Genomic DNA, 22174 nt, shown 5'->3' with positions numbered 1-22174 from the left:
TACCGTTTGCGGCCGGCAGTCCTCCGCAGCAGTAGGCTGGTGGCGTGGACCCTAACCCCAGCACCCCTCCAGATTCCGGCCCGGCAACTCCAGGGCGCATCGTGCTTGCCGCCACTCCAATCGGCAATACCGGGGACGCTTCCGCAAGGCTGGTGGAGCTGCTGGGAACCGCTGACATCGTGGCCGCCGAGGACACGCGCCGGCTGCACCGCCTGGTCCAGAGCCTCGGCGTGACCGTGGCCGGACGGATCATCAGCTACCACGAACACAATGAGGCCGCGAAGACCGCCGAGCTGCTGGACCAGGTTCGGGCGGGGAACACCCTGGTCATGGTCACCGACGCCGGCATGCCCTCGGTGTCGGACCCCGGGTTCCGGCTGGTGCAAGGTGCCGTGGCGGCGGGCCTGACGGTCACCGCCGTGCCCGGGCCATCGGCAGTGCTCACCGCCCTGGCGTTGTCCGGCCTGCCCACGGACCGGTTCTGCTTTGAAGGCTTCCTTCCACGGAAGGCAGGGGAGAGGGCCTCGCGGCTCGCGGACCTGGCAGGCGAGCAGCGGACCATGGTGTTCTTCGAAGCGCCGCACCGGTTGGAGGCCATGCTCCGGGCACTGCGCGAACGGTTCGGGCCGGACCGTCCCGGTGCGGTGTGCCGCGAACTGACCAAAACGTATGAAGAAGTAATCCGTGGCACCCTCGGTGAACTTCTGGCTTGGGCGGAAAGCACGGAGATCAAGGGAGAGATCGCCGTTGTCCTGGGCGGCGCGCCGGACCAGGCGGCAGGGACGCCGGAGGACCACGTGGCGGCAGTTAACGAACTCGTGGCCCAGGGCATCCGGCTCAAGGAAGCCGTTGCAGCCGTCGCGGAGGACGTCCGGGTGAGCAAAAGGGAGCTCTATTCAGCCGTTTTGGCGGCCCGCTGAGAATCCCTGGCCGCACCCGCACCGGCTGTGCAGCTGCACAGCACCAGCGCGGACCGGCAGTGCGCAACGGCGTAGACCAGCGTGAAGCCGCCGCAGTAGTCTGGCAGTAATCCAGCCTGTATGGGCCCGGTCACTCCGGCCGCTGCCGACGGGCTGCACCAACCCTACTGACGAGGGAGTCATCGTGACTGTCACTGCACAGCCGGCCGTTTCCGCAGACCGCGAAAGCGCCCTTCTGGCCACTATCCCCACTGGCCTGCTCATCAACGGCGAATGGCGCGATGCCATCTCCGGGAAGACCTTCGACGTCGAAGATCCCGCCACCGGGAAGGTGCTGCTGAGCCTTGCCGACGCCGGGCCCGAGGACGGTGCCGCAGCCCTGGACGCGGCCGCCGCCGCGCAGGAGTCCTGGGCGAAGGTTCCTCCCCGCGAGCGGGGCGAAATCCTCCGCCGTGCCTTTGAACTGGTGACCGAGCGCGCCGAGGACTTCGCGTTGCTGATGACAATGGAAATGGGCAAGCCGCTGGCCGAAGCCCGCGGCGAGGTCACCTACGGCGCAGAGTTCCTGCGCTGGTTCTCGGAGGAAGCCGTCCGGGCCTTCGGCCGCTACTCCGTGTCTCCGGACGGCAAGTCGCGCCTGCTCGTGACCAAGAAGCCGGTGGGCCCCTGTTTGCTCATCACGCCCTGGAACTTCCCGCTGGCCATGGCCACCCGCAAGATCGCCCCCGCTGTCGCCGCCGGCTGCACCATGGTCCTGAAGTCGGCGAACCTTACCCCGCTGACCTCCCAGCTCTTTGCCGCCGTCATGATGGAAGCCGGCCTGCCGGCGGGCGTGCTGAATGTCATCCCCACCTCGACGGCAGGTGCCACCACCGGCCCGCTGATCAAGGACTCCCGGCTGCGGAAGCTCTCGTTCACCGGCTCCACGGAAGTGGGCCGCCGCCTGCTCGCCGATGCGTCCGGAACAGTCCTGCGCACCTCCATGGAGCTGGGCGGCAACGCCCCGTTCGTGGTGTTCGAGGACGCTGACCTGGATGCCGCCGTCGCAGGGGCGATGCTCGCCAAGCTCCGCAACATGGGGGAGGCCTGCACGGCAGCGAACCGCTTCATCGTGCACGAGTCCATCGCCGCCGAGTTCGCGGAGAAGTTCGCCGCGAAAATGAAGGACATGACCACCGCACGCGGCACCGAGCCTGAGTCCAAAGTGGGCCCGCTTATTGATGCCAAGAGCCGGGACAAGGTCCATGAACTGGTCTCCGACGCTGTTGCCTCCGGCGCGAAAGCCATCGTGGGCGGCGGACCGGTGGAGGGTCCGGGCTACTTCTACCAGCCCACGATCCTGTCCGGGGTCACGGAGGGCACCCGGATCCTGTCCGAGGAAATCTTCGGCCCCGTGGCCCCGATCATCACCTTCAGCAGCGAGGACGACGCCGTCCGCCTGGCCAACAACACCGAATACGGGCTGGTGGCCTACGTCTTCACCAAGGACCTGAACCGCGGCATCCGGATGGGCGAGCGCCTCGAGACCGGCATGCTCGGCCTGAACGCCGGCGTCATTTCAAACGCGGCTGCCCCGTTCGGCGGAGTCAAGCAGTCCGGCCTGGGACGTGAGGGCGGCCTCGAAGGCATCGAGGAGTACCTCTACACGCAGTACATCGGCATCGCCGATCCCTACGCCGGATAAGTCGACGGGCTGGTAGCGGTCAGCCCCCGCTTCGCCGGTGGACGCCGTCGCGCGGTCCGGGCCTGGAAGGAACAGGCCAGGAGCGTGCGGCGGCTTTTGCCGTCCTGGCCAGGACCCGGCCAATGGCGCGGCCAGTGGAGCGGAACGGGGCGGCGAGGAAGCGCCCCAGGCCGCCCATGACCGACGGCGGCACCCAGGCGGCCTGCAGCCGCTGCCTGAGCGGAGCATTGGCGCGCAGTGTTTCTTCCACGGCCCCGACTTCGGCTGCCATGGCCGTTGCCCTGTCCCGGGCGGACCGGGACTTTGCGTCATCGGTATCCTGTTCCGGTATGGTGCGGGGCGGGCGGCCGTAGCTGTGGCGTTCGAACTCTTCCGTGAGGGCAGCGGCTGCCTGGTGCGCGGGCCGGTCCACGCCTTCCGGGTCTCCCAGCAGGGTGCCACGGAGCCGCGCCGAATAGGCCCGGGGTGTCTCGCTGGCGCCTGGGGGCAGTCCGTAGTCGGTGCCGAGGTCCAGCAGTTCGCGCCATCCCATGGGCACGGCCTTGCCGGGGTCCTGCGGCCGGAGCCGCCGTGCCCGGATTCCCGCCCGAACCATCCTGGGGGCGGCCGCAAGGAGCGCCACCGCCAGGACGCCGCCGGCGCCCAGGAGCCACGGCAGGAGCTGGACGCCGGCGTCAGCGCTTCCGCCGCCACCGCCGGGGGCGGGCAGGGGAGTGGTGCTGGGTGCAGGAACGGGAGCGGGCGTGGCGCCGGGAACCAGGTCCTGGTTGTTGTCCAGTGCGTCGGGGGAGGCAGATACCGATGATTCCGTGGCGTATTCGGGGACCACACCGCGGGACGGAGTGGGCTCGAAGGGCACCCAGCCGAGGCCCTGGAAGTAAAGTTCCGGCCACGCGTGGGCATCACGCGCATCCACCTCATATTCGGGGAGCGCTCCCTGACCGGCCACGGATACGGTGGCACCCGTGAGCCTGCCGGGGGCGTAGCCTACGGCGATCCGGCTGGGGATACCTTCCAGCCTCGCCATGACGGCCATGGCGGACGCGTAATGGATGCAGTATCCGCTCTTCTGCTCGAGGAAGTCAGCCAGCACCGAGAGCCCGTTGCCGTCGTAGCCGCCCTGCACCGGAGACTGCAGTGAGTAGGTGAACGCGGCGGAACGCAGGTACTTCTGGATCGCCATCGCTTTCTGGTACGGCGTGCCTGTCCCGGCGACGGTATCGGCGGTGGCGCGCACAATGTCGGGAACGTTGCCGGGGATCCGGGTGAAGTCCTCGGGGATGCCCTGGACTGCTGCGGAGGATTGATCCAGGAGCGCTGCCGTCAGTTTGGGCACGGAGGACGTCACCAGGTACTCCTGCCTTCGTGATGTTGTGGTGCCGGATCCCTTGATGCTCAAGGTCGCCGGGTCCCAGGTCCACCGGCCGCTGAGCCCGCGGACCGTTTCGGGGGCATACGGTGCGGGAAGGTAGGGGCTGTTGAAACTGCCGGCGTCGATGGCCGTGACCAGCCGGAGCTGTTCGTCGGCAAGCACCGTATAGCCAGGGTCGATCCTGCCGCCCATCGGCAGGCGGGAAGCGTCACGGTCGTCGGGGCCCCAGGATTCGCCGTCGAAATTGTCCACGGTGACCGAGCGCAGGTACAGCGGGGCGGCGGCATTGGTGGCGTAGGTGATCCGCCCGCTTCCGTCGGGAGTGCGCAGGCTGTTGCCCAGGGTGATCATGGGGTTCAGTCCTGTTGACGTGCCCCACGGATTGAGGCGGGATCCTTGCGGGAAGGTGCCCTGGTCGAAGCCGGGAATGGCCAGGGGCGCCACCAGGGTTGCGGCGAGTGCAACGGACCCCGTGAGAACGGCACGCCGCAGGTGGCCCGGACTCCGGGCGGCATCGGTCTGGAGCCGGGCATCGGGGGCGAAATACTGGCTGCAGGCAAGGATCATCAGGTATCCGGCAACTGTTGCGGCGAATCCCCAGAAGCCTACGCTCTGCGGCTTGATCATCGCGGGCACCACCAGGATGGCCAGCAGCCCCACCCCGGTAGCGGCCGGCATGCCGAGCGGCAGCGCAAGTGCATCCACCAGGATCACCGCCAGGCCCAGGACAGCGCAGGTAATCATGACGATGCCTACATTGGGCGCCACGGGCGCGGTCTCGGAGAGAACAGTCTCGCTGGCGCGCCGGACCAGGCGGTCCAGTTCGGCAAAGCTGCCTCCGGTGGGGACAAGCCCGGCAAAGCTTGAGCTGCGGAAAAAAGTCAGCGTCAGGATGGCACCCAGGGAAAGGAACCCGCCGGCCGTCACGAGCAGAGGCTGCGCGCGCAGGGACCGGAGGGCGGCCAGGGTGAAACTGACCACCAGGACGGTGGTCAGCACCGGCCAGTACCAGCCCCAGCCCCGGAGCACGCCGTTCAGCGAAAGGGCGGCACCGCACACGGCCACGGCGATCGCTCCGGCCATGGCCCAGGGGTAGGCGCCCACCGGGGGCCGGGCGGCGGGGTTTCCACCAGGCGTCCCGGACGGCAGGTCTGTTCCGTGCCTGCGGGCTGGTGCCATGGTCACCGGGACACCCCCGTTCCGCGGCGGACGTCGGCGGTCGGGGCGGGTATGGCAAGGTCCTGGTCGAACTGGCTCCAGGCCGCCGCTACGGGAACCGAGGGGGCAACGGCCACTGCCCGCCAGCCTCCCTGGCGGAGCACCTCCAGGACATCCGCGTACTCTGCGGGCCTTTCGGCAGCGATGATGGCAAAGGCATTGGTGGCGTAGCCTGCCGCCGGGGCAAGCGCAAGGGCCTCCATGCGGCTAATGGTTCCGAGCACCGCGATCACCGGACCCCGCATGCGGTGTGCGGACAGCTTGTCCATGAGGAGGTCGTCGAAAGCCTCCGGCCCCGGGTCATGGGACGTGCGGTCGCGAGTGGCCGCCCGGGCCGCCCACTCGTGAAGGACATTGTCGCGGCGGGCGTGGTGGGATCCGGTCAGCTGGATGGCCGCAAGGCTTTCTCCGATGGACTGGAGCCCGGCACCGCCGCTGTACTCCTCAACATCAGGTTCGGGAGCGGACGGCGAGTGCAGGAAGGCAGGCCCGCCGCCGGTGTCCAGCAGGCGCAGGGCGTAGTTTCGCTCCGCCAGGTGCGCGCTGATCGACATGACCGCCACAACGCTCCACTCGAAGGCCGCGCTGCTGGCCATGGAGGGCCCGTCCTGGCCAGCCTGCCCGGCCGGACCTGCGGAGCCCCCGGAAAACGCGCTGTACCGGTGGTCCATGACGATTGTTGCCTCGGGGGTGGTGACCGACTCCTCCTGACGCACCATGAGGTCGCCGTGGCGTGCAGTGGCGGCCCAATGCACCCGCCGCATGGGATCCCCGTGCCGGTACTCGCGGGTCATGACGTCGTCGTCGCTGGGATTGGCCCGGATCCTGGTGGCCGTGATGCCGTCGTTGCCCCGGGCGCCGGCCAGCCCGGTCAGGGGAAGCACGACGGCGGCAGGCGTCACGGTGAGGATGTCGCCGTCGTCAATCGCCTGGCGGTGCAGCGAAAGGCCGAACGGGTCCGTGAACTCAGCCGTCACCGGGCCAATGAGGAACTGCCCGCGCCGGGCTGAGCGCAGGTGGTACTCGTACCGGCTGGTGCCCCCTGTGGCGGAGCGGGAAGGGAAACGGAATGCCGGCGACTCGCCCAGGCGGGCAGGCAACCGCTCCTCCATGGTGGCCCGGCCGCTGCCGGTTCCCGTCCTGGCCACCGCGAGCCGGACGGTCGTGGGCGCGGAGGTTTCCACGGGGGAGGGGTTGAACTCCCGGTACACCTGGAACCTGGGTTTCACCAGCCGGATCCCGGCAAGGGAAACCAAAGGAAGGACTATGAGCAGCACGCTCAACGTCAACAAGTCCCTGCGGCCCATGATGTACGCAGCTCCGAGGGCGATGCCCCCGGCGGTGATCATGCCCCAGCCGCGGGTGGTGAAGAGGTGCCGGGGCACTTTGTCCAGCAGTGCCATGGGTAGCCGCCTAGCGGTTCCTGCCCAGGCCGGTGACCGGGGCAGCCGTCCTGCCGGCAGGGGCAGGGGCCCTTGTGCCGGCTCCAGCGGTCCCGGACGTGACGGGCAAGCGCGACAGGATGCCCCGCAGGACACTGTGGGGGGTCTCCCCGGCACCAGCGGCCTTCCGGTCCAGGATGATCCTGTGTGCCAGCACGGCTTCGGCGAGGTGGACGACGTCGTCCGGCAGCACGAAGTCGCGCCCGTCCAGGGCCGCGGTGGCTTTCGCCGCGCGCAGCAGCTGCAGCATGGACCGGGGGCTGGCACCCAGCCGGAGCAGCGGGCTTTCCCTGGTGGCCCTGCCCACGGACACTGTGTACTCCTTGACAGCCTGGGACACGTAAACCTGCTGGACGGTGGTGATCATGGCCGCCACCTCAGCTGCAGTGACGACGGCGGAAACCTTGGCCAGGGGCGAGGTTGCCTGATGCGTTTCGAGCATCTCGATTTCGGCGTCCTTGTCCGGGTATCCCATGGAGATCCTGGCCATGAAACGGTCCCGTTGCGCCTCGGGCAGCGGGTAGGTCCCCTCCATTTCGATGGGGTTCTGGGTGGCGACCACCATGAACGGCTCGTCGAGCCGGTACGAGTTGCCGTCCACCGTCACCTGGTGCTCTTCCATGCATTCAAGCAGCGCGGACTGGGTCTTGGCCGAGGCGCGGTTGATTTCGTCGCCGATGACGATGTTGGCGAAGACAGCCCCCGGACGGAACTCAAACAGCCGGGAGGCCTGGTTGTAGATGGACACGCCCGTCACATCGGACGGCAACAGGTCCGGGGTGAACTGGATCCGGTTGACGGTGCAGTCGATGGTGCGTGCCAGTGTCTTGGCGAGGAGTGTCTTCCCTACGCCCGGGACATCTTCAAGCAGCAGGTGGCCCTGGGCCAGCAGTACGGTCAGCGCCAGTTTGGCGGCGTCGGATTTCCCATCGATGACTGTATTAACGGACGTGAGGATGCGCTGGCTCGCTGCGTGGAAGGATGCAGCGTCCATGGCTGCGGGGCGGTGGCCGTTCAAACGGCTGACGGGATCGGTAATTCCCGCCAGGTTGCCGTGCACAGCGCTCACATCGTTGGCAGTGCGTCGGTGGGGTTCCATCGGCAACCTTTCAGCGCTGGTTCACCTGGACGGGACAGCAAGCCTGCCTTCGCCCGTCGGGTGGGCGTTCGCATGTGTTCGTACCAGACTACTAACACAACTGCCACCGCAGACAGAGAGTTCCGACAAATATGCGGCAGCATCCGCGGCTAGGCTGGACGGATGTGCAATCCGCTTCCTCCCGCTGCCTACCAGGACCCCGCAACGGCAGGCGCACCGGAGCCGGGGAACTCACGGCAAAAGGCGTTTCCGCCCGCTCCGGAACCCCTGCCGGTACCCGTTATGGACAACCACACCCACCTTGACTTCCCGGACGGACAGGCCCCGGTCGGAGTGAAGGCGGCTTTGGATGCCGCCGCGGCCGTGGGTGTCCAGGGAGCAGTCCAGGTGGGCTGCGACCTGGAATCGTCCCGGTTCACGGTCCGCGCGGTGGACCTGGATGAGCGGCTGCTGGGGGCGGTGGCGCTGCATCCCAACGACGCCCCCCGTTACGCCGCCCGCGGCCAACTGGAAGAAGCGCTCGCAGAGATTGAGCAGCTCGCCTCCCACCCCCGGATCCGGGCCATCGGGGAGACCGGGCTCGATTTCTACCGCACCGAGGGGGAGGGGCTGGTGCATCAGAGGTACTCCTTCCGGCGCCATATCGACATCGCCAAGCGCCTGGACCTGACGCTCCAGATCCACGACCGGGACGCGCATGACGACGTCGTCCAGGTACTGAGGGAAGAAGGCGCACCGGGGCGGGTGGTTTTCCACTGTTTCTCCGGCGACGACGAGCTGGCGAGGATCTGCAACGAGGAAGGGTGGTGGATGTCCTTTGCAGGTACGCTGACTTTTCGGAATGCGGCGAATTTGCGCCGGGCCCTCGCAGTTGCGGACCCTGGTTTGGTCCTGGTGGAAACCGATGCGCCGTTCCTGACTCCGCACCCCCACCGCGGGCGGCCGAACGCCACCTACATGGTCCCTTACACAGTCCGCGCCATGGCCGAATTGACAGAATCCGATCTTGCCGAAATGTGCGCCCGAATAAGCGAAAATACCGTACGGGCATACGGATCCTGGGACTAGGCGGCCGTTTCCCGGGCATGGTCAAATAAATACCCGGTATGCACAATTGTTGGTTGCTTTATAACGCTACGGTTACAGTGGACAGATATTAGCCGGGGTCGGGGAAGGCCAGCGGGTAATTCACTTCTTTCTGCAGCAGGCTCTCGGGCGTTGCCCCGGCCTGCCGATTGAGCGGAGTTTAGGCGGCGCAACGGTGCCCGGACTGCCCCTTGTGGCCGTACCGGGCATTTTATTGCGCGATTCCCCGTGCCCGGATGGACCTAAAGTTACGGGCAATCGTGATCAAGTTCTTTACGTCGGACGGCAAGTTCAGCTTTGTCAAGGTTGGCGCGCAACTGCTGGTGCTCTGCGCACTCGTGGTGGGCCTCGTAGCCTTCGTCGGCAATAACAAGACCATCACACTCAATGTTGACGGCAAGGTCTCGTCCGTGCAGACGTTCGGCGGAACTGTTGGCCAGGTGGTCAAGAGCGCCAACCTGGAACTCAACCCTGCAGACCGCGTGTCACCGTCCGTTGATGCGTCGGTCCAGAACGGCACGGTCATCAACGTCAACAAGGCCAAAGAGGTCAAGGTGAGCCTCGACGGTGCCGAGAAGACGGTGAACACTACCGCGCAGGACGTCGCGGGGCTGGTTACTGAACTCGGCGTCGCGAGCGCGTCCTCGGTTTCCGCGCCCAAGGATGCCCAGCTTTCAGTTGCCGGATCCTACGTTTCCATCTCCACACCGAAGTCCGTCAGCATTGTTGCCGACGGCAAGGTGGACACCGCAACCACCACGGCGGCCACCGTCGGCAAGGTCCTCGAAGACGCCGGCCTGGCCCTTGGTGCCAACGACCGCACGTCGCAGCCGGCCAACGCGCACGTGGTGAACAACATGGTCATCAAGGTCTCGCGCGTCGACACCGGCCAGACTGCGGTCGCCACAGAGGACGTCCCCTTCGAGATTGTCACCAGTGAGAGCGCCGAACTGCTGAAGGGTGAAAAAGAAGTCACCCAGGAAGGCGTCGCAGGCAAGCTGGAGAAGACCTTCAAGCTGGTACTGGTGGACGGCCGCGAAGCGTCGCGGACCCTTGTGTCGGAGACTGTTGCGGTCCAGCCCGTACCTGAGAAGGTCACCGTGGGCACCAAGCCCAAGCCCGTTGCGCAGGCTGCCACCTCGGCATCTGCAGGCGCCAACACCGGGGCCGCTGCTCCGGCAATGATGAACGAAGCCATGTGGGACAAGATTGCCCAGTGCGAGTCCGGTGGAAACTGGAGCATCAACTCCGGCAACGGTTACTACGGCGGCCTTCAGTTCGATATCCGGACCTGGATCGGCGCCGGCGGCGGCGCGTACGCCCCCAACGCCAGCCTTGCCACCAAGGCCCAGCAGATCGACATTGCCAACCGCGTTTACGCACAGCGCGGCCTGCAGCCGTGGGGCTGCGGTTGGGCTGCCACCAGCTGACCTCCCGGATTGCCTGCCCATGCGGGCACTGCGGCCGGTCCCGGATACCCGGGGCCGGCCGCAGCCGTTTAACCGGGCAGTCTTTCCCGGCGGGTTCCCCGCCTGTTTCCCCCTCCTCTTTTTCCGGTGGGGCGCCCGTACCGCGCGGGATAGGATACCTAGGTGACTGAACCAATCCCCGCGCCCGCACCATTGTTTGGTGCATCCGACATACGCCGGCTCGCGGAGGAGATCGGTGTCCGCCCCACCAAGACCCTCGGCCAGAACTTTGTCATCGACGGCAACACCATCCGCAGGATTGTGGCCGCCGCGGATGTTGGCCCGGAAGAGACAGTGCTGGAAGTGGGGCCGGGGCTGGGATCCCTGACCCTCGGACTCCTCGATGCTGCGGCGTCGGTAGTGGCGGTGGAAATTGACCCGGTGCTGGCTGCCAAACTGCCGGAAACCGTCAGGGAATGGCGGCCGGCCGCCGCGGGAGCCTTCCACCTGGTGCATGCCGATGCCATGAAGGTCACGGAGCTGCCGGTGCAGCCCACGGCACTGGTGGCCAATTTGCCCTACAACGTCGCCGTTCCCGTGGTGCTGCACCTCCTTCAGCACTTCCCCAGCCTCCAGCACGGACTGGTGATGGTCCAGGATGAGGTGGCGGACCGGCTGGCCGCTGGGCCGGGTTCCAAGACCTACGGCGTGCCGTCGGTAAAGGCGGCCTGGTACAGCCAGATGCGCAAAGCGGGGGTGATCGGCATGAACGTTTTCTGGCCGGCGCCCAAGATCCATTCGGGGCTGGTGGCCTTTACCCGGCGCGAGCCTCCGGTCACCACAGCCACCAGGGAACAGGTCTTCGCCGTGGTGGACGCCGCCTTCGCCCAGCGGCGCAAGACCCTGAGGGCCGCTTTGGCCGGTTGGGCCGGCGGGGCGCCGGAAGCGGAGCGCTGCCTCGTTGCCGCCGGCGTCGACCCCACCGCCAGGGGCGAGGTCATCGGCATCGAAGCCTTCGCGAAAATCGCGGAAGCCAAGCAGGCGCTGGCATGAGCGCCCCGGGACGGTTCACCGCCAGGACAGTCCGCGTCAAAGCCCCCGGCAAGGTGAACGTTTCGCTGGAGGTGGGGCCGCTGCGACCGGATGGCTACCACTCCGTTGCCAGCGTGTACCTGGCCGTATCCCTCTACGAGGAAGTGGCTGCCACCAGCACGGAGACGCCCGGGATCACCATCAGCCTCAGCCCGGCCAGCACGGTCGATCTTGACGCCGCGGACATCCCGCTCGACGGAAACAACCTGGCCCACAAGGCCGCGGCGATTATGGCCGACGTCTCCGAGCACTCCACCGGGGTACATCTGGAAATTACCAAGCGCGTGCCGGTGGCAGGAGGCATGGGCGGCGGATCGGCAGATGCTGCCGCAACCCTGCTGGCCTGCGACGCGCTCTGGAACAGTGGCCTGTCGCGGGAAGAGCTGGCGCACCTCGCTGCCGAACTGGGGGCCGACGTCCCCTTTTCCCTCCTTGGCGGCACGGCGGTTGGCCTGGGCGTGGGCGACGAACTTTCGCCGGCGCTGGCTAAGGCACAGACCCACTGGGTACTGGTCACCGCGGACTACGGGCTTCCCACTCCCGAGGTGTACCGCACCCTTGACCGCCTCCGCGAAGCGGCCGGCGCCAACGCCGCAGAACCCACCGGGGTGGACCCGAAGATCCTGACAGCGTTGCGCAGCGGTGACGCCGAAGCGCTGAGCCGTGTCCTGGTCAACGACCTCCAGCGGGCATCCATTGAACTGGCGCCCGCCCTGCGCGATACGCTGGGTATCGGAGAATCGCACGGAGCAATTGCGGGCATCGTCTCCGGATCGGGGCCCACGGTGGCCCTGCTGACTGATGATTCGGTGGCCGCTGAAGGCCTGGCCGCGGATCTGCGGCACTACGGCTTGACAGCCCTCGCAGTCCATGGCCCGGTTCCGGGGGCGCGCATCATTTCCGACACCCTCCTCTAAACCTCCAGTTTTTTACCTGAAGCAGAAAGCAGTTCCTTTGGCACACCTTCTTGGCGGCGAGAACCTGACGGTCTCCTACGCGACCCGTACCGTCCTGGACGGGGTAACCCTGGGGCTTGAGGAGGGTGACAGGATCGGCATGGTGGGGCGCAACGGCGACGGCAAATCCACCCTGATGCGGCTGCTTGCCTTGCGCTCCACGCCGGATTCGGGCAGGGTCACCAAGCGCGGTGACGTCAACGTGGGATACCTGGACCAAAGCGACGTGCTCGACGGCGACCTGACAGTGGGTGCCGCGATCGTGGGGGACCAGGCGGACTACGAGTGGGCCCGCAATCCCCAGATCCGCGAAGTCATGGGCGGGCTGGTGTCCGACGTCGATTGGCACGCCAACGTCCATGCACTCTCCGGCGGCCAGAAGCGGCGCGTGGCGCTTGCCAAACTGCTGATCGAGGACCACGACGTCATCATGCTGGACGAGCCCACCAACCACCTCGACGTGGAGGGTGTGGCCTGGCTGTCGCGCCACCTGAGGACGCGCTGGCGGCCCAACCAGGGTGCTTTCCTGGTGGTGACCCACGACCGGTGGTTCCTCGATGAGGTCTGCAACAAGACCTGGGAAGTCCACGACGGGATCGTTGACCCCTTTGAAGGCGGTTATGCCGCCTACGTGCTGGCCCGTGCCGAGCGGGACCGGATGGCGTCCGTCGTTGAGGGCAAGCGCCAGCAGCTGGTCAAGAAGGAACTCGCCTGGCTCCGCCGCGGGGCACCCGCGCGGACGGCAAAGCCCAAGTTCAGGATTGAGGCCGCCAACGCCCTCATCGCAGATGTGCCTGAGCCGCGGGACTCCATGGCCCTCAGCAAGATGGCAACCGCCCGCCAGGGCAAGGACGTGCTGGACCTGGAGAACGTCTCCCTCAACTTCCAGGGCAGCGATGACGGGCGGAAGCTCTTCGACAACATCACCCTGCGTCTTGCCCCCGGCGAACGCCTGGGACTGGTGGGCGTCAACGGCGCCGGCAAGACCACGCTCCTGAAGCTTCTCAATGGAGAGATCCTTCCCGACGCCGGAAAGGTCAAGCGGGGCAAGACCGTGGTCACCGCTGTCCTGACCCAGGAGGTCAAGGAACTCGACGACGTCAAGGACCTGCGCGTCATCGAGGTGATTGAGCGGGAAAAGCGGTCCTTCAACGTGGGCGGCAAGGAATTCAGTGCCGGCCAGTTGGTGGAGCAGCTGGGTTTCACCAACGAGAAGCAGTGGACCCCGGTCAAGGACCTGTCCGGTGGCGAACGCCGCCGGCTCCAGCTTCTTCGCCTGCTTGTCGGCGAACCCAACGTGCTGATGCTGGATGAGCCCACCAACGACCTCGACACCGATACCCTTGCGGCCGTCGAAGATGTCCTGGATGGCTGGCCCGGAACCCTGGTGGTGGTCAGCCACGACCGCTACCTGCTGGAAAGGGTCACCGACCATCAGATGGCACTCCTCGGCGACGGCAAGCTCCGCGGCCTGCCCGGCGGCGTGGACCAGTACCTCGAGCTGCGTGAGTCCGCCCTGGCAGGCTCCACGGTCACCGGCGGCGGGAACCCCGTCACCAGCGCCGGCAGCAGCACCGCCGCCTCAGCCCCGTCAGGCGCCTCGGAAGCAGAGAAGCGCGACGCCCGGAAGGCCCTCAACAGGATCGAACGGCAGATCAAGAAGCTCGACCAGCAGGAAAAGAAGCTTCACGACGACATGGTCAAGAGCACGGAGAAGTCCGACTTCGACGCCCTGGCAGAACAGAACAAGCAGCTCAAGGACCTGGCCGACGAAAAGGACGCCCTGGAACTCGAATGGCTTGAGTCCTCGGAACTCCTGGGCGATTGACCCCCACAAGCGGGGAAGGGGGTTATCCGGCAGCATGCGTCAGAGGCGAGGAACGAGCCAGCATGCAGAGGATGACCCCCTTCGCCGCGGACGGAACCACGGCGAGGCCTAGAGTTCAGACTGCAGTTCCGGGTCCTTTTTGAGGCCGGTCAGGCCGTTCCAGGCGAGGTTGACGAGGTGTGCGGCCACCGTGTGCTTGTCGGGCTGGCGGGAGTCCTGCCACCATTGGCCGGTCATTGCCACCATGCCTACGAGCATTTGGGCGTACATGGCGCCGTCCCGGGCGCTGAAGCCGCGCCGGTCGAACTCGTCGGAGAGGATGTGTTCCACCCTGGCGGTCACGTGCGAGAGCAGTGTGGAAAAGGCGCCTTCCGGCTGGGACGGCGGAGCGTCCCGCATCAGGATCCGGAAACCTTCGGTGCGGTCCTCGATGTAGGTGAGTAAGGCCAGGGCGGCACGTTCCACCAGGACGCGCGGCTTGGCTTCCTCGGTGAGTGCGCCGTTGATGGAGTCCAGGAGGAGCCGAAACTCGTGCTCTACCACCTGGGTGTACAGGCCTTCCTTGGAGCCGAAGTGTTCGTAGATGACCGGCTTGGAGACTCCGGCGCAGGCAGCAATTTCCTCGATGGTGGTGCCGTCGAGCCCGCGGACGGCGAAGAGGCCGCGTCCGACGTCGATCAGCTGGCTCCGCCGCTGAAGCCCGGTCATCCGTCTCCGCGGGGGGTTGGTGCTCACCGTTCCATCATGCACTACGCGTTCCCGGCGGATTTGCGGCGCTCCGGACGGGCCGGGAAAGCGGGCGGGGCGGGACAGGAACGGGGGAAGGGCAGGGGATGAAGGGCCCATGTCGCGCGGCGCCCCGAACCCGTGGCAAAATAACTACTTGTGCCCGGCCGCGCGCCAAGGCATGGTCCGCTCTGGTGTAATGGCAGCACCCCGGCCTTTGGAGCCGTGGAGTATAGGTTCGAATCCTATGGGCGGAACTGCTGTGCGAGGAGCGTTCAGTAGGATGACATACGGTGCCGCCCGCAATTTCGCCGGGACACCGTAAGCGCCAGCGTAACCAAGCAAGGAGAGCCCGTACGTGATCCCCGAGAATACCGGCCCGGCCGCAGTAATCGTCCTGGCGGCAGGCGCCGGTACGCGGATGAAGTCGCGTACCCCCAAGATCCTGCATGAAATCGGCGGCAGGTCCATGGTGGGCCACGCACTGCTGGCCGCCCGCAGCATCAGCCCCCGGCAGCTGGCCATCGTGGTCCGCCACGAACGCGACCTGGTGGCACGCCACGTCGCGGAGCTGGACCCTGCTGCCCTGATCGTGGACCAGGACGACATCCCCGGCACCGGCCGTGCTGTGGAAGTGGCCCTGCAGGCCCTGGACGCAGAACAGGACCTTACCGGCACCGTGGTGGTGACCTACGGCGACGTGCCGCTGTTGTCCGGACAACTGCTGGCCGAGCTTGTGGCCACGCACGAGCGTGAAGCCAATGCCGTCACCGTGCTGACCGCCGATCTTGACGATGCCACGGGATACGGCCGGATCCTTCGCGGCGAGGACGGCAGCGTGACCGGCATCCGCGAACACAAGGACGCATCGGACGCCGAACGCCTGATCCGTGAGGTCAACTCCGGCATCTACGCCTTTGACGCAGCCGTCCTCCGGGACGCACTCACCCACGTCACCACCGACAACTCGCAGGGCGAAAAATACCTCACTGATGTGCTCGGACTCGCCCGGAAGGCAGGCGGCCGCGTCGCCGCCGTCGTTACTGCCGACCGCTGGCAGGTGGAAGGCGCCAATGACCGCGTCCAGCTCTCCGCCCTCGGCGCAGAGCTGAACCGCCGCATCGTGGAGGCCTGGATGCGCGCCGGCGTCACCGTAGTGGACCCCGCCACCACCTGGATCGATTCGTCCGTAACCCTGGACGAGGACGTCCGGATCCTTCCCAACACCCAACTCCACGGCGCCACCACCGTGGCGAGGGACGCCGTCGTCGGCCCCGACACCACCCTGACGGATGTCACCATCGGCGAGGGCGCAAAGGTAACCCGAACCCACGGTTCCGGCGCCGTCATCGGCGCGGGCGCCGCCGTCGGCCCCTTCACCTACCTGCGTCCGGGCACTGTCCTGGGGGACACCGGAAAGATCGGCGCGTTCTACGAAACCAAGAACGTGACTATCGGGCGCGGGTCCAAGCTGTCACACCTCGGATATGCCGGGGACGCCGAAATCGGCGAGGACACCAACATCGGCTGCGGAAACATCACGGCGAATTACGACGGCGAGAAGAAGCACCGCACGGTCATCGGCTCGGGCGTCCGGACAGGCTCCAACACGGTGTTCGTTGCTCCGGTCACCGTGGGCGACGGCGCCTACAGCGGTGCCGGCGCCGTGATCAGAAAAGACGTGCCGGCGGGAGCGCTTGCCGTGACCGTTGCTGCCCAACGCAATGCCGAGGGATGGGTCGCGGCCAACCGCCCGGGAACCCGCTCCGCTGAACTGGCCCAGGCGGCCACCACAGATTCCTCAAGTACCCCGGCATCTACAGAAGAGGGCAAGTAACCATGAGCGAAATTACGGCGCGCGGCGAGAAGAAGCTGGTGCTCGCAACCGGCCGGGCCCACCCGGAGCTGGCCAAGGAGATCGCCAAGGAGCTCGGTACCGACCTGCTGCCGGTGGACGCCTATGACTTCGCCAACGGCGAGATCTATGTCCGCGCCGGTGAAAGCGTCCGCGGCACGGATGCTTTTGTCATCCAGGCCCACCCCTTCCCGCTGAACAACTGGCTGATGGAACAGCTGATCATGATCGATTCGCTGAAGCGTGCCTCCGCCAAGCGCATCACGGTGGTGTCCCCGTTCTACCCCTACGCCCGCCAGGACAAGAAGGGCCGGGGCCGGGAGCCCATCTCCGCCCGCCTTGTGGCGGACCTGTACAAGACCGCCGGCGCGGACCGCATCATGAGCGTGGACCTGCATACCTCGCAGATCCAGGGCTTCTTCGACGGCCCGGTGGACCACCTCATGGCCATTCCGCTGCTCGCTGACTACATCCGCACGCGGGTGGCCGCCGAAAACGTTACCGTCGTTTCCCCGGACACCGGACGCGTCCGGGTCGCGGAGCAGTGGGCCGAGCGCCTGGGCGGCGCGCCGCTCGCCTTTGTGCACAAGAGCCGGGACCTGACTGTGCCGAACCAGGCCGTGTCCAAGACCGTGGTGGGCCAGATCGAGGGGCGCACCTGCGTCCTGATCGACGACATGATCGACACCGGCGGAACCATCTCCGGCGCCGTGCAGGTGCTGAAGAACGCCGGTGCCAAGGATGTCATCATCGCGGCCACCCACGCGGTCTTCTCCGATCCCGCCGCCAAGCGCCTCTCCGAGTCCGGCGCCCGTGAAGTGGTTGTCACCAACACCCTGCCGCTCACTGCATCCCAGCGGTTCCCCCAGCTGACGGTGCTTTCCATCGCCCCGCTGATCGCGCGCGCCGTCCGTGAAGTCTTCGACGACGGTTCGGTCACCAGCCTTTTCGACGGCAACGCCTGACGGCGTCGGCTGCAATGGGCCCACGCCGGCAGGGTTCCCTGGGCGAGCCTGGGGAGCTGGCGGGGACCGTTTTCAGTAAACGGGCCCGGCGCTGGTAAGCTGTTCAGCGATACCTTGGCGAGGGAGAGCACCGGTAACCGCATATGCGGGAAGCCGTTGCAGGTCTCCGTTATCGACTGGGTCTGAATCTCCCTTCTAGGATGGGCCGGCTCCGGCCGCCCGGCGTTGAAGGTCGCAACAGACCTCCGCCCTTGCTGAACACCGTTTAGGATTCAAGGAGATTTCCATGTCTGAGCAGAAGCTCGCAGCAGAACTGCGCACCGAATTCGGCAAGGGCTACGCCCGCCGCGCCCGGATGGCCAACCTCATCCCCGCCGTCATTTACGGTCACGGCGCAGAGCCCATCCACGTCACGCTTCCGGCCAAGGCCACCACCCTGGCTGTCCGCACCCCCAACGCCCTGCTGTCCCTGGACATCAACGGCGAGGGCCACCTGGCCCTGGTGAAGGACGTCCAGCGCGACCCCATCAAGCAGATCATCGAGCACATCGACCTCCTCACCGTCCGCAAGGGCGAAAAGGTCACCGTTGACGTTCCCGTCCATGTTGCCGGCGAAACCGCCCCCGGCACCGTGCACAACCTGGAACTGACTGTGGTGTCCCTCGAGGCCGAGGCCACCCACCTGCCCGAGGCCGTTGAGGTGAGCATCGAAGGCCGTGGCGCCGGTGAGCACATCCACGCTTCCGATCTGGTCCTGCCCAAGGGCTCGGTCCTGCTGACCGACCCCGAGGCCCTCGTGGTGAACATCTCCGAGGCCGTTGAGGTCGCAGAGGAAGAAGCAGGCGAAGAGGCCGAAGCTGCCTCCGAGGCCGCTTCCGCGGCCACCGAGGAAGCCGCAGCCGAGTAATCAGCCGCATTCCCTGCCAATGGCCGGACTCCCGCGGGGTCCGGCCATTGGCATGTCTACTGCCCGTTGCGGCACCAGGCCGGCGGGCCACCCACCCTAGGATTGACTCATGACTGATAGCTGGCTGATTGTCGGCCTTGGAAACCCCGGCGCCCAGTACCAGGGCAACCGGCACAATGTCGGCCAGATGGTGCTTGACGAGCTGGCAGGCCGCATAGGTGCCGGCTTCAAAAGCCACAAGGCCCGCGCCCAGGTCCTCGAAGGCCGCCTCGGCATCGGCGGACCCCGCGTCGTGCTGGCAAAGCCGATGAGCTACATGAACGTTTCCGGGGGGCCCGTTGCGGCGCTGGCGAACTTCTACGGCATTGCCCCGGACCATGTGGTGGCGGTCCACGACGAGATCGACATTCCCTTTAATACGGTCAAGCTCAAGATCGGCGGGGGAGAAGGCGGCCATAACGGGCTGCGGGACATCTCCAGGGCCTTGGCCACCAAGGACTATCTCCGCGTCAGGGTGGGGGTGGGCCGGCCGCCGGGACGCATGGAGACCGCCGATTACGTGCTGCGCGACTTCGGCTCCGCCGAGCTGAAGGAACTGCCCTTCCTCCTGGACGATGCTGCTGATGCGGTTGAAGCGCTGCTGCGCGACGGCCTCACGGCGGCGCAGCAGAAGTTCCATCCAGCGAAGTCCGAACGCCAGTAACCAAGAACTCCGGTCAGTCAATTACTCCAGCAACTTGAAATCTCCGGTAACTTTGAAAACTTAAGTGCCTTTGGCCCTGTCTCCTTGTCTCTGGTGCGGGGTAGTCTTCTACCTATGCGGGGGAGCGATGGGGCTACATCCCGCTATCGCGGGATGTAGGGGAAAAGTTCATGTCAATCGAGCCACTTAGCTGGGGACGTGGGTCAACACCTCACCACGTCGGGCTGAACACAGACACCTCCGAGAGGCGGGAGGGTCAGCTTTGGTCTGCCCCTGCACGCGGCGCAAACCTTGAGTCGGTCCGCACCGCCCTGACCGGCGCAGACTCCCTTGGGGTGGTGATCACCGGCGGCCGCGGCGTGGGAAAGTCTTCACTGGCCCGCGCTGCCGTGATGGACCTCGGCCCCGACATCTGGTCACTGCAGCTCCGCAGCGGACCCGCCGGCTCCGCAACGCCCTATGGTTGCCTCTCCTTTCTCCTGGCCAGGCTTCCGCAGGCGTACATGGGCTCGCCCACGGCAATCCTCCGCGGCATTACTTCCCTGATCCGCAGTGACGCCGCAGGACGTCCCTGCATCATCACCCTTGACACCTCCGGCAGCATTGACGACATGAGCGCCGGAGTGCTGCTCAACGTCCTGCTGACCGGCACCGCCAAAATCATTGCTGTGGCCCCGAAAATCAGCGATCTTCCTGCCGATTTCCACTGGCTGCTCACGGACCACCGGCTGACCGAAGTCCGGCTGAACAACCTCAACGAACTGCAGACCCGCCAGGTCCTGTTGTCCCTGCTGGGGCACCGCGTTTCGGCCTCCCTGGTCAGCACCTATCACCACATGGTGGGCGGCAACCCGCTGCTCCTGAAGGCGCTCGTCACCGAACAGCAGCTGTCCGGAAACCTGGTGCTCTCCGATTCAGTCTGGACCCTGCGGGACAAAGTGGTGCTCGACGGCGCGGCCAGCCTGGACGACATCGTTCGCTCCAGATGGTCCAGGGAAACGCCCGAAACCCGGGAAGTCATCGAGATGCTTTCCTGCGCCCGCAGGGTTGAGCTGTCGAGGCTGACGGCCATCTACCGTGCCGAAGTGGTGGCCGACATGGAAGACGGCGGCCTGCTGGAGATCGACCAGTCCGACCATCGCTGGGTTTCGTTGCGTGAAAAGTACATTGGTGACGTGGTGCGCACCTGGCTGAGCATTGCCCGGCGCAGGGAACTGCGCAGCGTGCTTTTGGCCGGTGCGGAACCTGATCCTGCCGCCATGACCGTCGAGGAGCTGATGGCTTTCGCGGCGTGGACGCATGAATGCGAGGCGGACCTGAGTCCCGCCCTGGCGTTGGCTGCCGCGGAAGCGGCAGTCCAGCTCTTCGATCCGCGGTTTGCGCTGACGTACGCCGAAATGCTTCAGCGGACGGACCGGGAGTGGACGGCCGGCCAGCGGCAGAAAGCCGCCGCGTACCTTCAGCTGGACATGCCGGTCCAGGCCATGGCCGCACTTGATGACATTTCGCAGCCGGAACTCGAAAGCCTTGACGTCGAGGAGTATGCGGACGTCATAGCCGCCAAGTCGCAGGTCATGATGCGGCTCCCGGAGGCGGCAGGCAAGGTGCCGGACCTGCTCAGTGAAGCCCGGCAAAGGCTGGAGTCGGCCCCGAACTTTACTGGGTGGCCGGAGCCTGCGGCCGCCGCAGCGAACCGGGTGGCCTTGAGCGGGTTCGAGTATCGCGCTTTCGTGGGTGATTACGCCGCCATCATCCCGGACCTCGAAAGGGCTGCGGACCCTGCGCTGAACCCGGATACCGGCTACCGCATGGATTCGGCCATCCTGCTGATGACCGCATTGGCCATGACCGGACGCGAGATGGATGCGCTCAGCCTCATGCGCCAGTTGGGCGGCCAAATCAGCGATGCCTCCCACATTGTTGGTCTGCGGGAACGTTATACCAGGGAGGCCTACCTGGTATTACTGACGGCGGGGCAATGGCGGCGGTGCATTGACCTCCTGGGTCCGCAGGCCACCGAGGAGCCGCACAGCCTTCCCTTCCGCAGTGCAGCAACCGAACTGGCAGCCGGCATTGCCTATGTCTATTCGGGCCGGGGCATGGCGGCCCTTGACCCCCTGATCTCCGCCGCGGCGCAGCTGGAGCTGCAGCCGGTCCAGGCCGCCCTGCGCTGCGCGTACGCGGCCATTGCACTGGCCCACGCCCAGACCGGCAACGTAGCCCAGGCGCGAAAGTACTTGGCGAAACTGCAAAGGACATCCGGAAAGTCCAGCTTCATCACCGACAGCATCGTTGAGTTCTGCTCGCTCGTCGCGGGCCGCTGGCTGGGCGATCCCGACGCCGTGACCGGCCTCAAGCGGTGCGCCCGGCAGGAAATGGAGGCCGGGCGCTTCACCCTGGCCGGGATCAACCTGCTCGCTGCAACCATCAACGGCAGCGATGCGGACTTCCGCCTGCTTGAGGAGATTGCGGGCCACCGCCAGGGCCCGCTTGCCGAAGTTTCCCGGCTGATCGCCGTGGGAAGCAGGACGAAGGACGCCAGGACCCTCCTTGCCGGTGGTGAATTGGCCGCCACCCTCGAACTGGATGCCGTGGAGGCGCGGTGCATGGCCCTCGCTGTGGACTTCGCACGACAGGACGGCGATTCACTCACCGCGCGGACCGCGCAGGCCCGGCTGGACATCCTCGCCGCCACCGTGTCGAACCTTCCCATCGTCCCAAGCAGCGGAAGCCCGCTGCTGACCAGCAGGGAACGCCAGATTGCCCGGCTGGCGGGCCGGGGTTCCTCCAACCGCGATATCGCCCTGGAGATGGGCGTGTCGGTCCGTACCGTGGAAGGCCACTTGTACCAGGTCTTCACGAAGCTCGGCGTAACCTCCAGGGGTGATCTGACTGGACTCGTCTAACGGCCA

At 66.5% G+C, this 22174-nt stretch carries 16 protein-coding genes and 1 tRNA gene; 13 read left to right on the top strand and 4 right to left on the bottom strand.

Going from position 1 to position 22174, the window contains the following annotated elements; all coding sequences use genetic code 11:
• The first annotated feature begins 44 nt into the window (after positions 1-44).
• The gene (gene rsmI / locus GK109_RS03730) at positions 45-920 is read left to right on the top strand and encodes a 16S rRNA (cytidine(1402)-2'-O)-methyltransferase (protein WP_370460379.1); all 876 of its coding nucleotides are present in this window, start codon (positions 45-47) and stop codon (positions 918-920) included.
• Positions 921-1104: 184 nt separating this feature from the next.
• Complete coding sequence (locus GK109_RS03725) at positions 1105-2604, top strand: NAD-dependent succinate-semialdehyde dehydrogenase (RefSeq protein WP_321215751.1); 1500 nt, start codon at positions 1105-1107, stop codon at positions 2602-2604.
• 19 nt (positions 2605-2623) lie between these two features.
• On the opposite strand, the gene GK109_RS03720 is transcribed toward GK109_RS03725, so the two are convergent.
• From GK109_RS03720 to GK109_RS03710, 3 genes are read right to left on the bottom strand one after another with little or no spacing between them, the layout of a single operon-like run.
• A complete protein-coding gene (locus tag GK109_RS03720; RefSeq protein ID WP_370460378.1) occupies positions 2624-5161 on the bottom strand; it encodes a DUF3488 and DUF4129 domain-containing transglutaminase family protein in 2538 nt (845 codons plus the stop codon).
• A complete protein-coding gene (locus GK109_RS03715) occupies positions 5158-6597 on the bottom strand; it encodes a DUF58 domain-containing protein (RefSeq protein ID WP_157238714.1) in 1440 nt (479 codons plus the stop codon). Before GK109_RS03715 ends, GK109_RS03720 begins: the two co-directional genes overlap by 4 nt.
• Before the next feature lie 10 nt (positions 6598-6607).
• A complete protein-coding gene (locus tag GK109_RS03710; RefSeq protein ID WP_157238713.1) occupies positions 6608-7735 on the bottom strand; it encodes a MoxR family ATPase in 1128 nt (375 codons plus the stop codon).
• A 162-nt stretch (positions 7736-7897) separates the two neighbouring features.
• Between GK109_RS03710 and GK109_RS03705 the strand changes: the two genes are divergently transcribed.
• From GK109_RS03705 to GK109_RS03685, 5 genes are all read left to right on the top strand, one after another.
• Positions 7898-8803, top strand: coding sequence for a TatD family hydrolase (locus GK109_RS03705; RefSeq protein ID WP_157238712.1), 906 nt, complete (start codon positions 7898-7900; stop codon positions 8801-8803).
• A gap of 278 nt (positions 8804-9081) precedes the next feature.
• Positions 9082-10251, top strand: coding sequence for a transglycosylase family protein (locus GK109_RS03700; protein WP_323056212.1), 1170 nt, complete (start codon positions 9082-9084; stop codon positions 10249-10251).
• Between the two features lie 162 nt (positions 10252-10413).
• Positions 10414-11283 carry a 16S rRNA (adenine(1518)-N(6)/adenine(1519)-N(6))-dimethyltransferase RsmA gene (gene rsmA / locus GK109_RS03695; RefSeq protein ID WP_321215753.1) on the top strand — a complete coding sequence of 290 codons (870 nt, stop codon included), beginning with the start codon at positions 10414-10416 and terminating at the stop codon, positions 11281-11283.
• The gene (locus GK109_RS03690) at positions 11280-12239 is read left to right on the top strand and encodes a 4-(cytidine 5'-diphospho)-2-C-methyl-D-erythritol kinase (protein ID WP_157238710.1); all 960 of its coding nucleotides are present in this window, start codon (positions 11280-11282) and stop codon (positions 12237-12239) included. The genes rsmA and GK109_RS03690 overlap by 4 nt, the downstream gene beginning before the upstream one ends.
• A gap of 37 nt (positions 12240-12276) precedes the next feature.
• The gene (locus GK109_RS03685) at positions 12277-14106 is read left to right on the top strand and encodes an ABC-F family ATP-binding cassette domain-containing protein (protein WP_157238709.1); all 1830 of its coding nucleotides are present in this window, start codon (positions 12277-12279) and stop codon (positions 14104-14106) included.
• A gap of 108 nt (positions 14107-14214) precedes the next feature.
• On the opposite strand, the gene GK109_RS03680 is transcribed toward GK109_RS03685, so the two are convergent.
• Entirely contained in the window at positions 14215-14841 is a 627-nt protein-coding gene (locus GK109_RS03680; protein ID WP_370460377.1) for a TetR/AcrR family transcriptional regulator, read from the bottom strand.
• A 176-nt stretch (positions 14842-15017) separates the two neighbouring features.
• On the opposite strand from GK109_RS03680, the gene GK109_RS03675 reads away from it, so the two are divergent.
• The 6 genes from GK109_RS03675 (at position 15018) to GK109_RS03650 (ending at position 22168) form a co-directional block, all read left to right on the top strand.
• Positions 15018-15089 (top strand) — tRNA-Gln (locus GK109_RS03675).
• Between the two features lie 101 nt (positions 15090-15190).
• On the top strand, positions 15191-16669 hold the full coding sequence (gene glmU, locus GK109_RS03670; RefSeq protein ID WP_370460376.1) for a bifunctional UDP-N-acetylglucosamine diphosphorylase/glucosamine-1-phosphate N-acetyltransferase GlmU: 1479 nt from the start codon (positions 15191-15193) through the stop codon (positions 16667-16669).
• Positions 16670-16671: 2 nt separating this feature from the next.
• Positions 16672-17652: a ribose-phosphate diphosphokinase gene (locus GK109_RS03665; RefSeq protein ID WP_157238708.1), complete on the top strand. Its 981-nt coding sequence runs from the start codon at positions 16672-16674 to the stop codon at positions 17650-17652.
• Between the two features lie 286 nt (positions 17653-17938).
• On the top strand, positions 17939-18559 hold the full coding sequence (locus GK109_RS03660) for a 50S ribosomal protein L25/general stress protein Ctc (RefSeq protein ID WP_157238707.1): 621 nt from the start codon (positions 17939-17941) through the stop codon (positions 18557-18559).
• Positions 18560-18668: 109 nt separating this feature from the next.
• Positions 18669-19262 carry an aminoacyl-tRNA hydrolase gene (gene pth / locus GK109_RS03655; protein ID WP_157238706.1) on the top strand — a complete coding sequence of 198 codons (594 nt, stop codon included), beginning with the start codon at positions 18669-18671 and terminating at the stop codon, positions 19260-19262.
• A gap of 170 nt (positions 19263-19432) precedes the next feature.
• Positions 19433-22168, top strand: a complete 2736-nt coding sequence (locus GK109_RS03650; RefSeq protein WP_157238705.1) for a LuxR family transcriptional regulator — start codon at positions 19433-19435, stop codon at positions 22166-22168.
• Positions 22169-22174: the final 6 nt, after the last annotated feature.

The sequence above is a fragment of the Pseudarthrobacter sp. GA104 genome (assembly GCF_009741265.1).
Classification (GTDB): domain Bacteria; phylum Actinomycetota; class Actinomycetes; order Actinomycetales; family Micrococcaceae; genus Arthrobacter.
The sequence above is the reverse complement of the archived record's forward strand: the minus strand, read 5'-3'. Positions and strand labels throughout refer to the sequence as shown.

Excerpts from the sequence above, each read along its gene's own strand:
- GK109_RS03715 (WP_157238714.1), bottom strand. The coding sequence starts at position 6,597 with ATGGCACTGCTGGACAAAGTGCCCCGGCACCTCTTCACCACCCGCGGC.
- GK109_RS03710 (WP_157238713.1), bottom strand. The coding sequence starts at position 7,735 with ATGGAACCCCACCGACGCACTGCCAACGATGTGAGCGCTGTGCACGGC.
- GK109_RS03705 (WP_157238712.1), top strand. The coding sequence starts at position 7,898 with ATGTGCAATCCGCTTCCTCCCGCTGCCTACCAGGACCCCGCAACGGCA.
- GK109_RS03690 (WP_157238710.1), top strand. The coding sequence starts at position 11,280 with ATGAGCGCCCCGGGACGGTTCACCGCCAGGACAGTCCGCGTCAAAGCC.
- GK109_RS03665 (WP_157238708.1), top strand. The coding sequence starts at position 16,672 with ATGAGCGAAATTACGGCGCGCGGCGAGAAGAAGCTGGTGCTCGCAACC.
- GK109_RS03660 (WP_157238707.1), top strand. The coding sequence starts at position 17,939 with ATGTCTGAGCAGAAGCTCGCAGCAGAACTGCGCACCGAATTCGGCAAG.
- pth (WP_157238706.1), top strand. The coding sequence starts at position 18,669 with ATGACTGATAGCTGGCTGATTGTCGGCCTTGGAAACCCCGGCGCCCAG.
- GK109_RS03650 (WP_157238705.1), top strand. The coding sequence starts at position 19,433 with ATGTCAATCGAGCCACTTAGCTGGGGACGTGGGTCAACACCTCACCAC.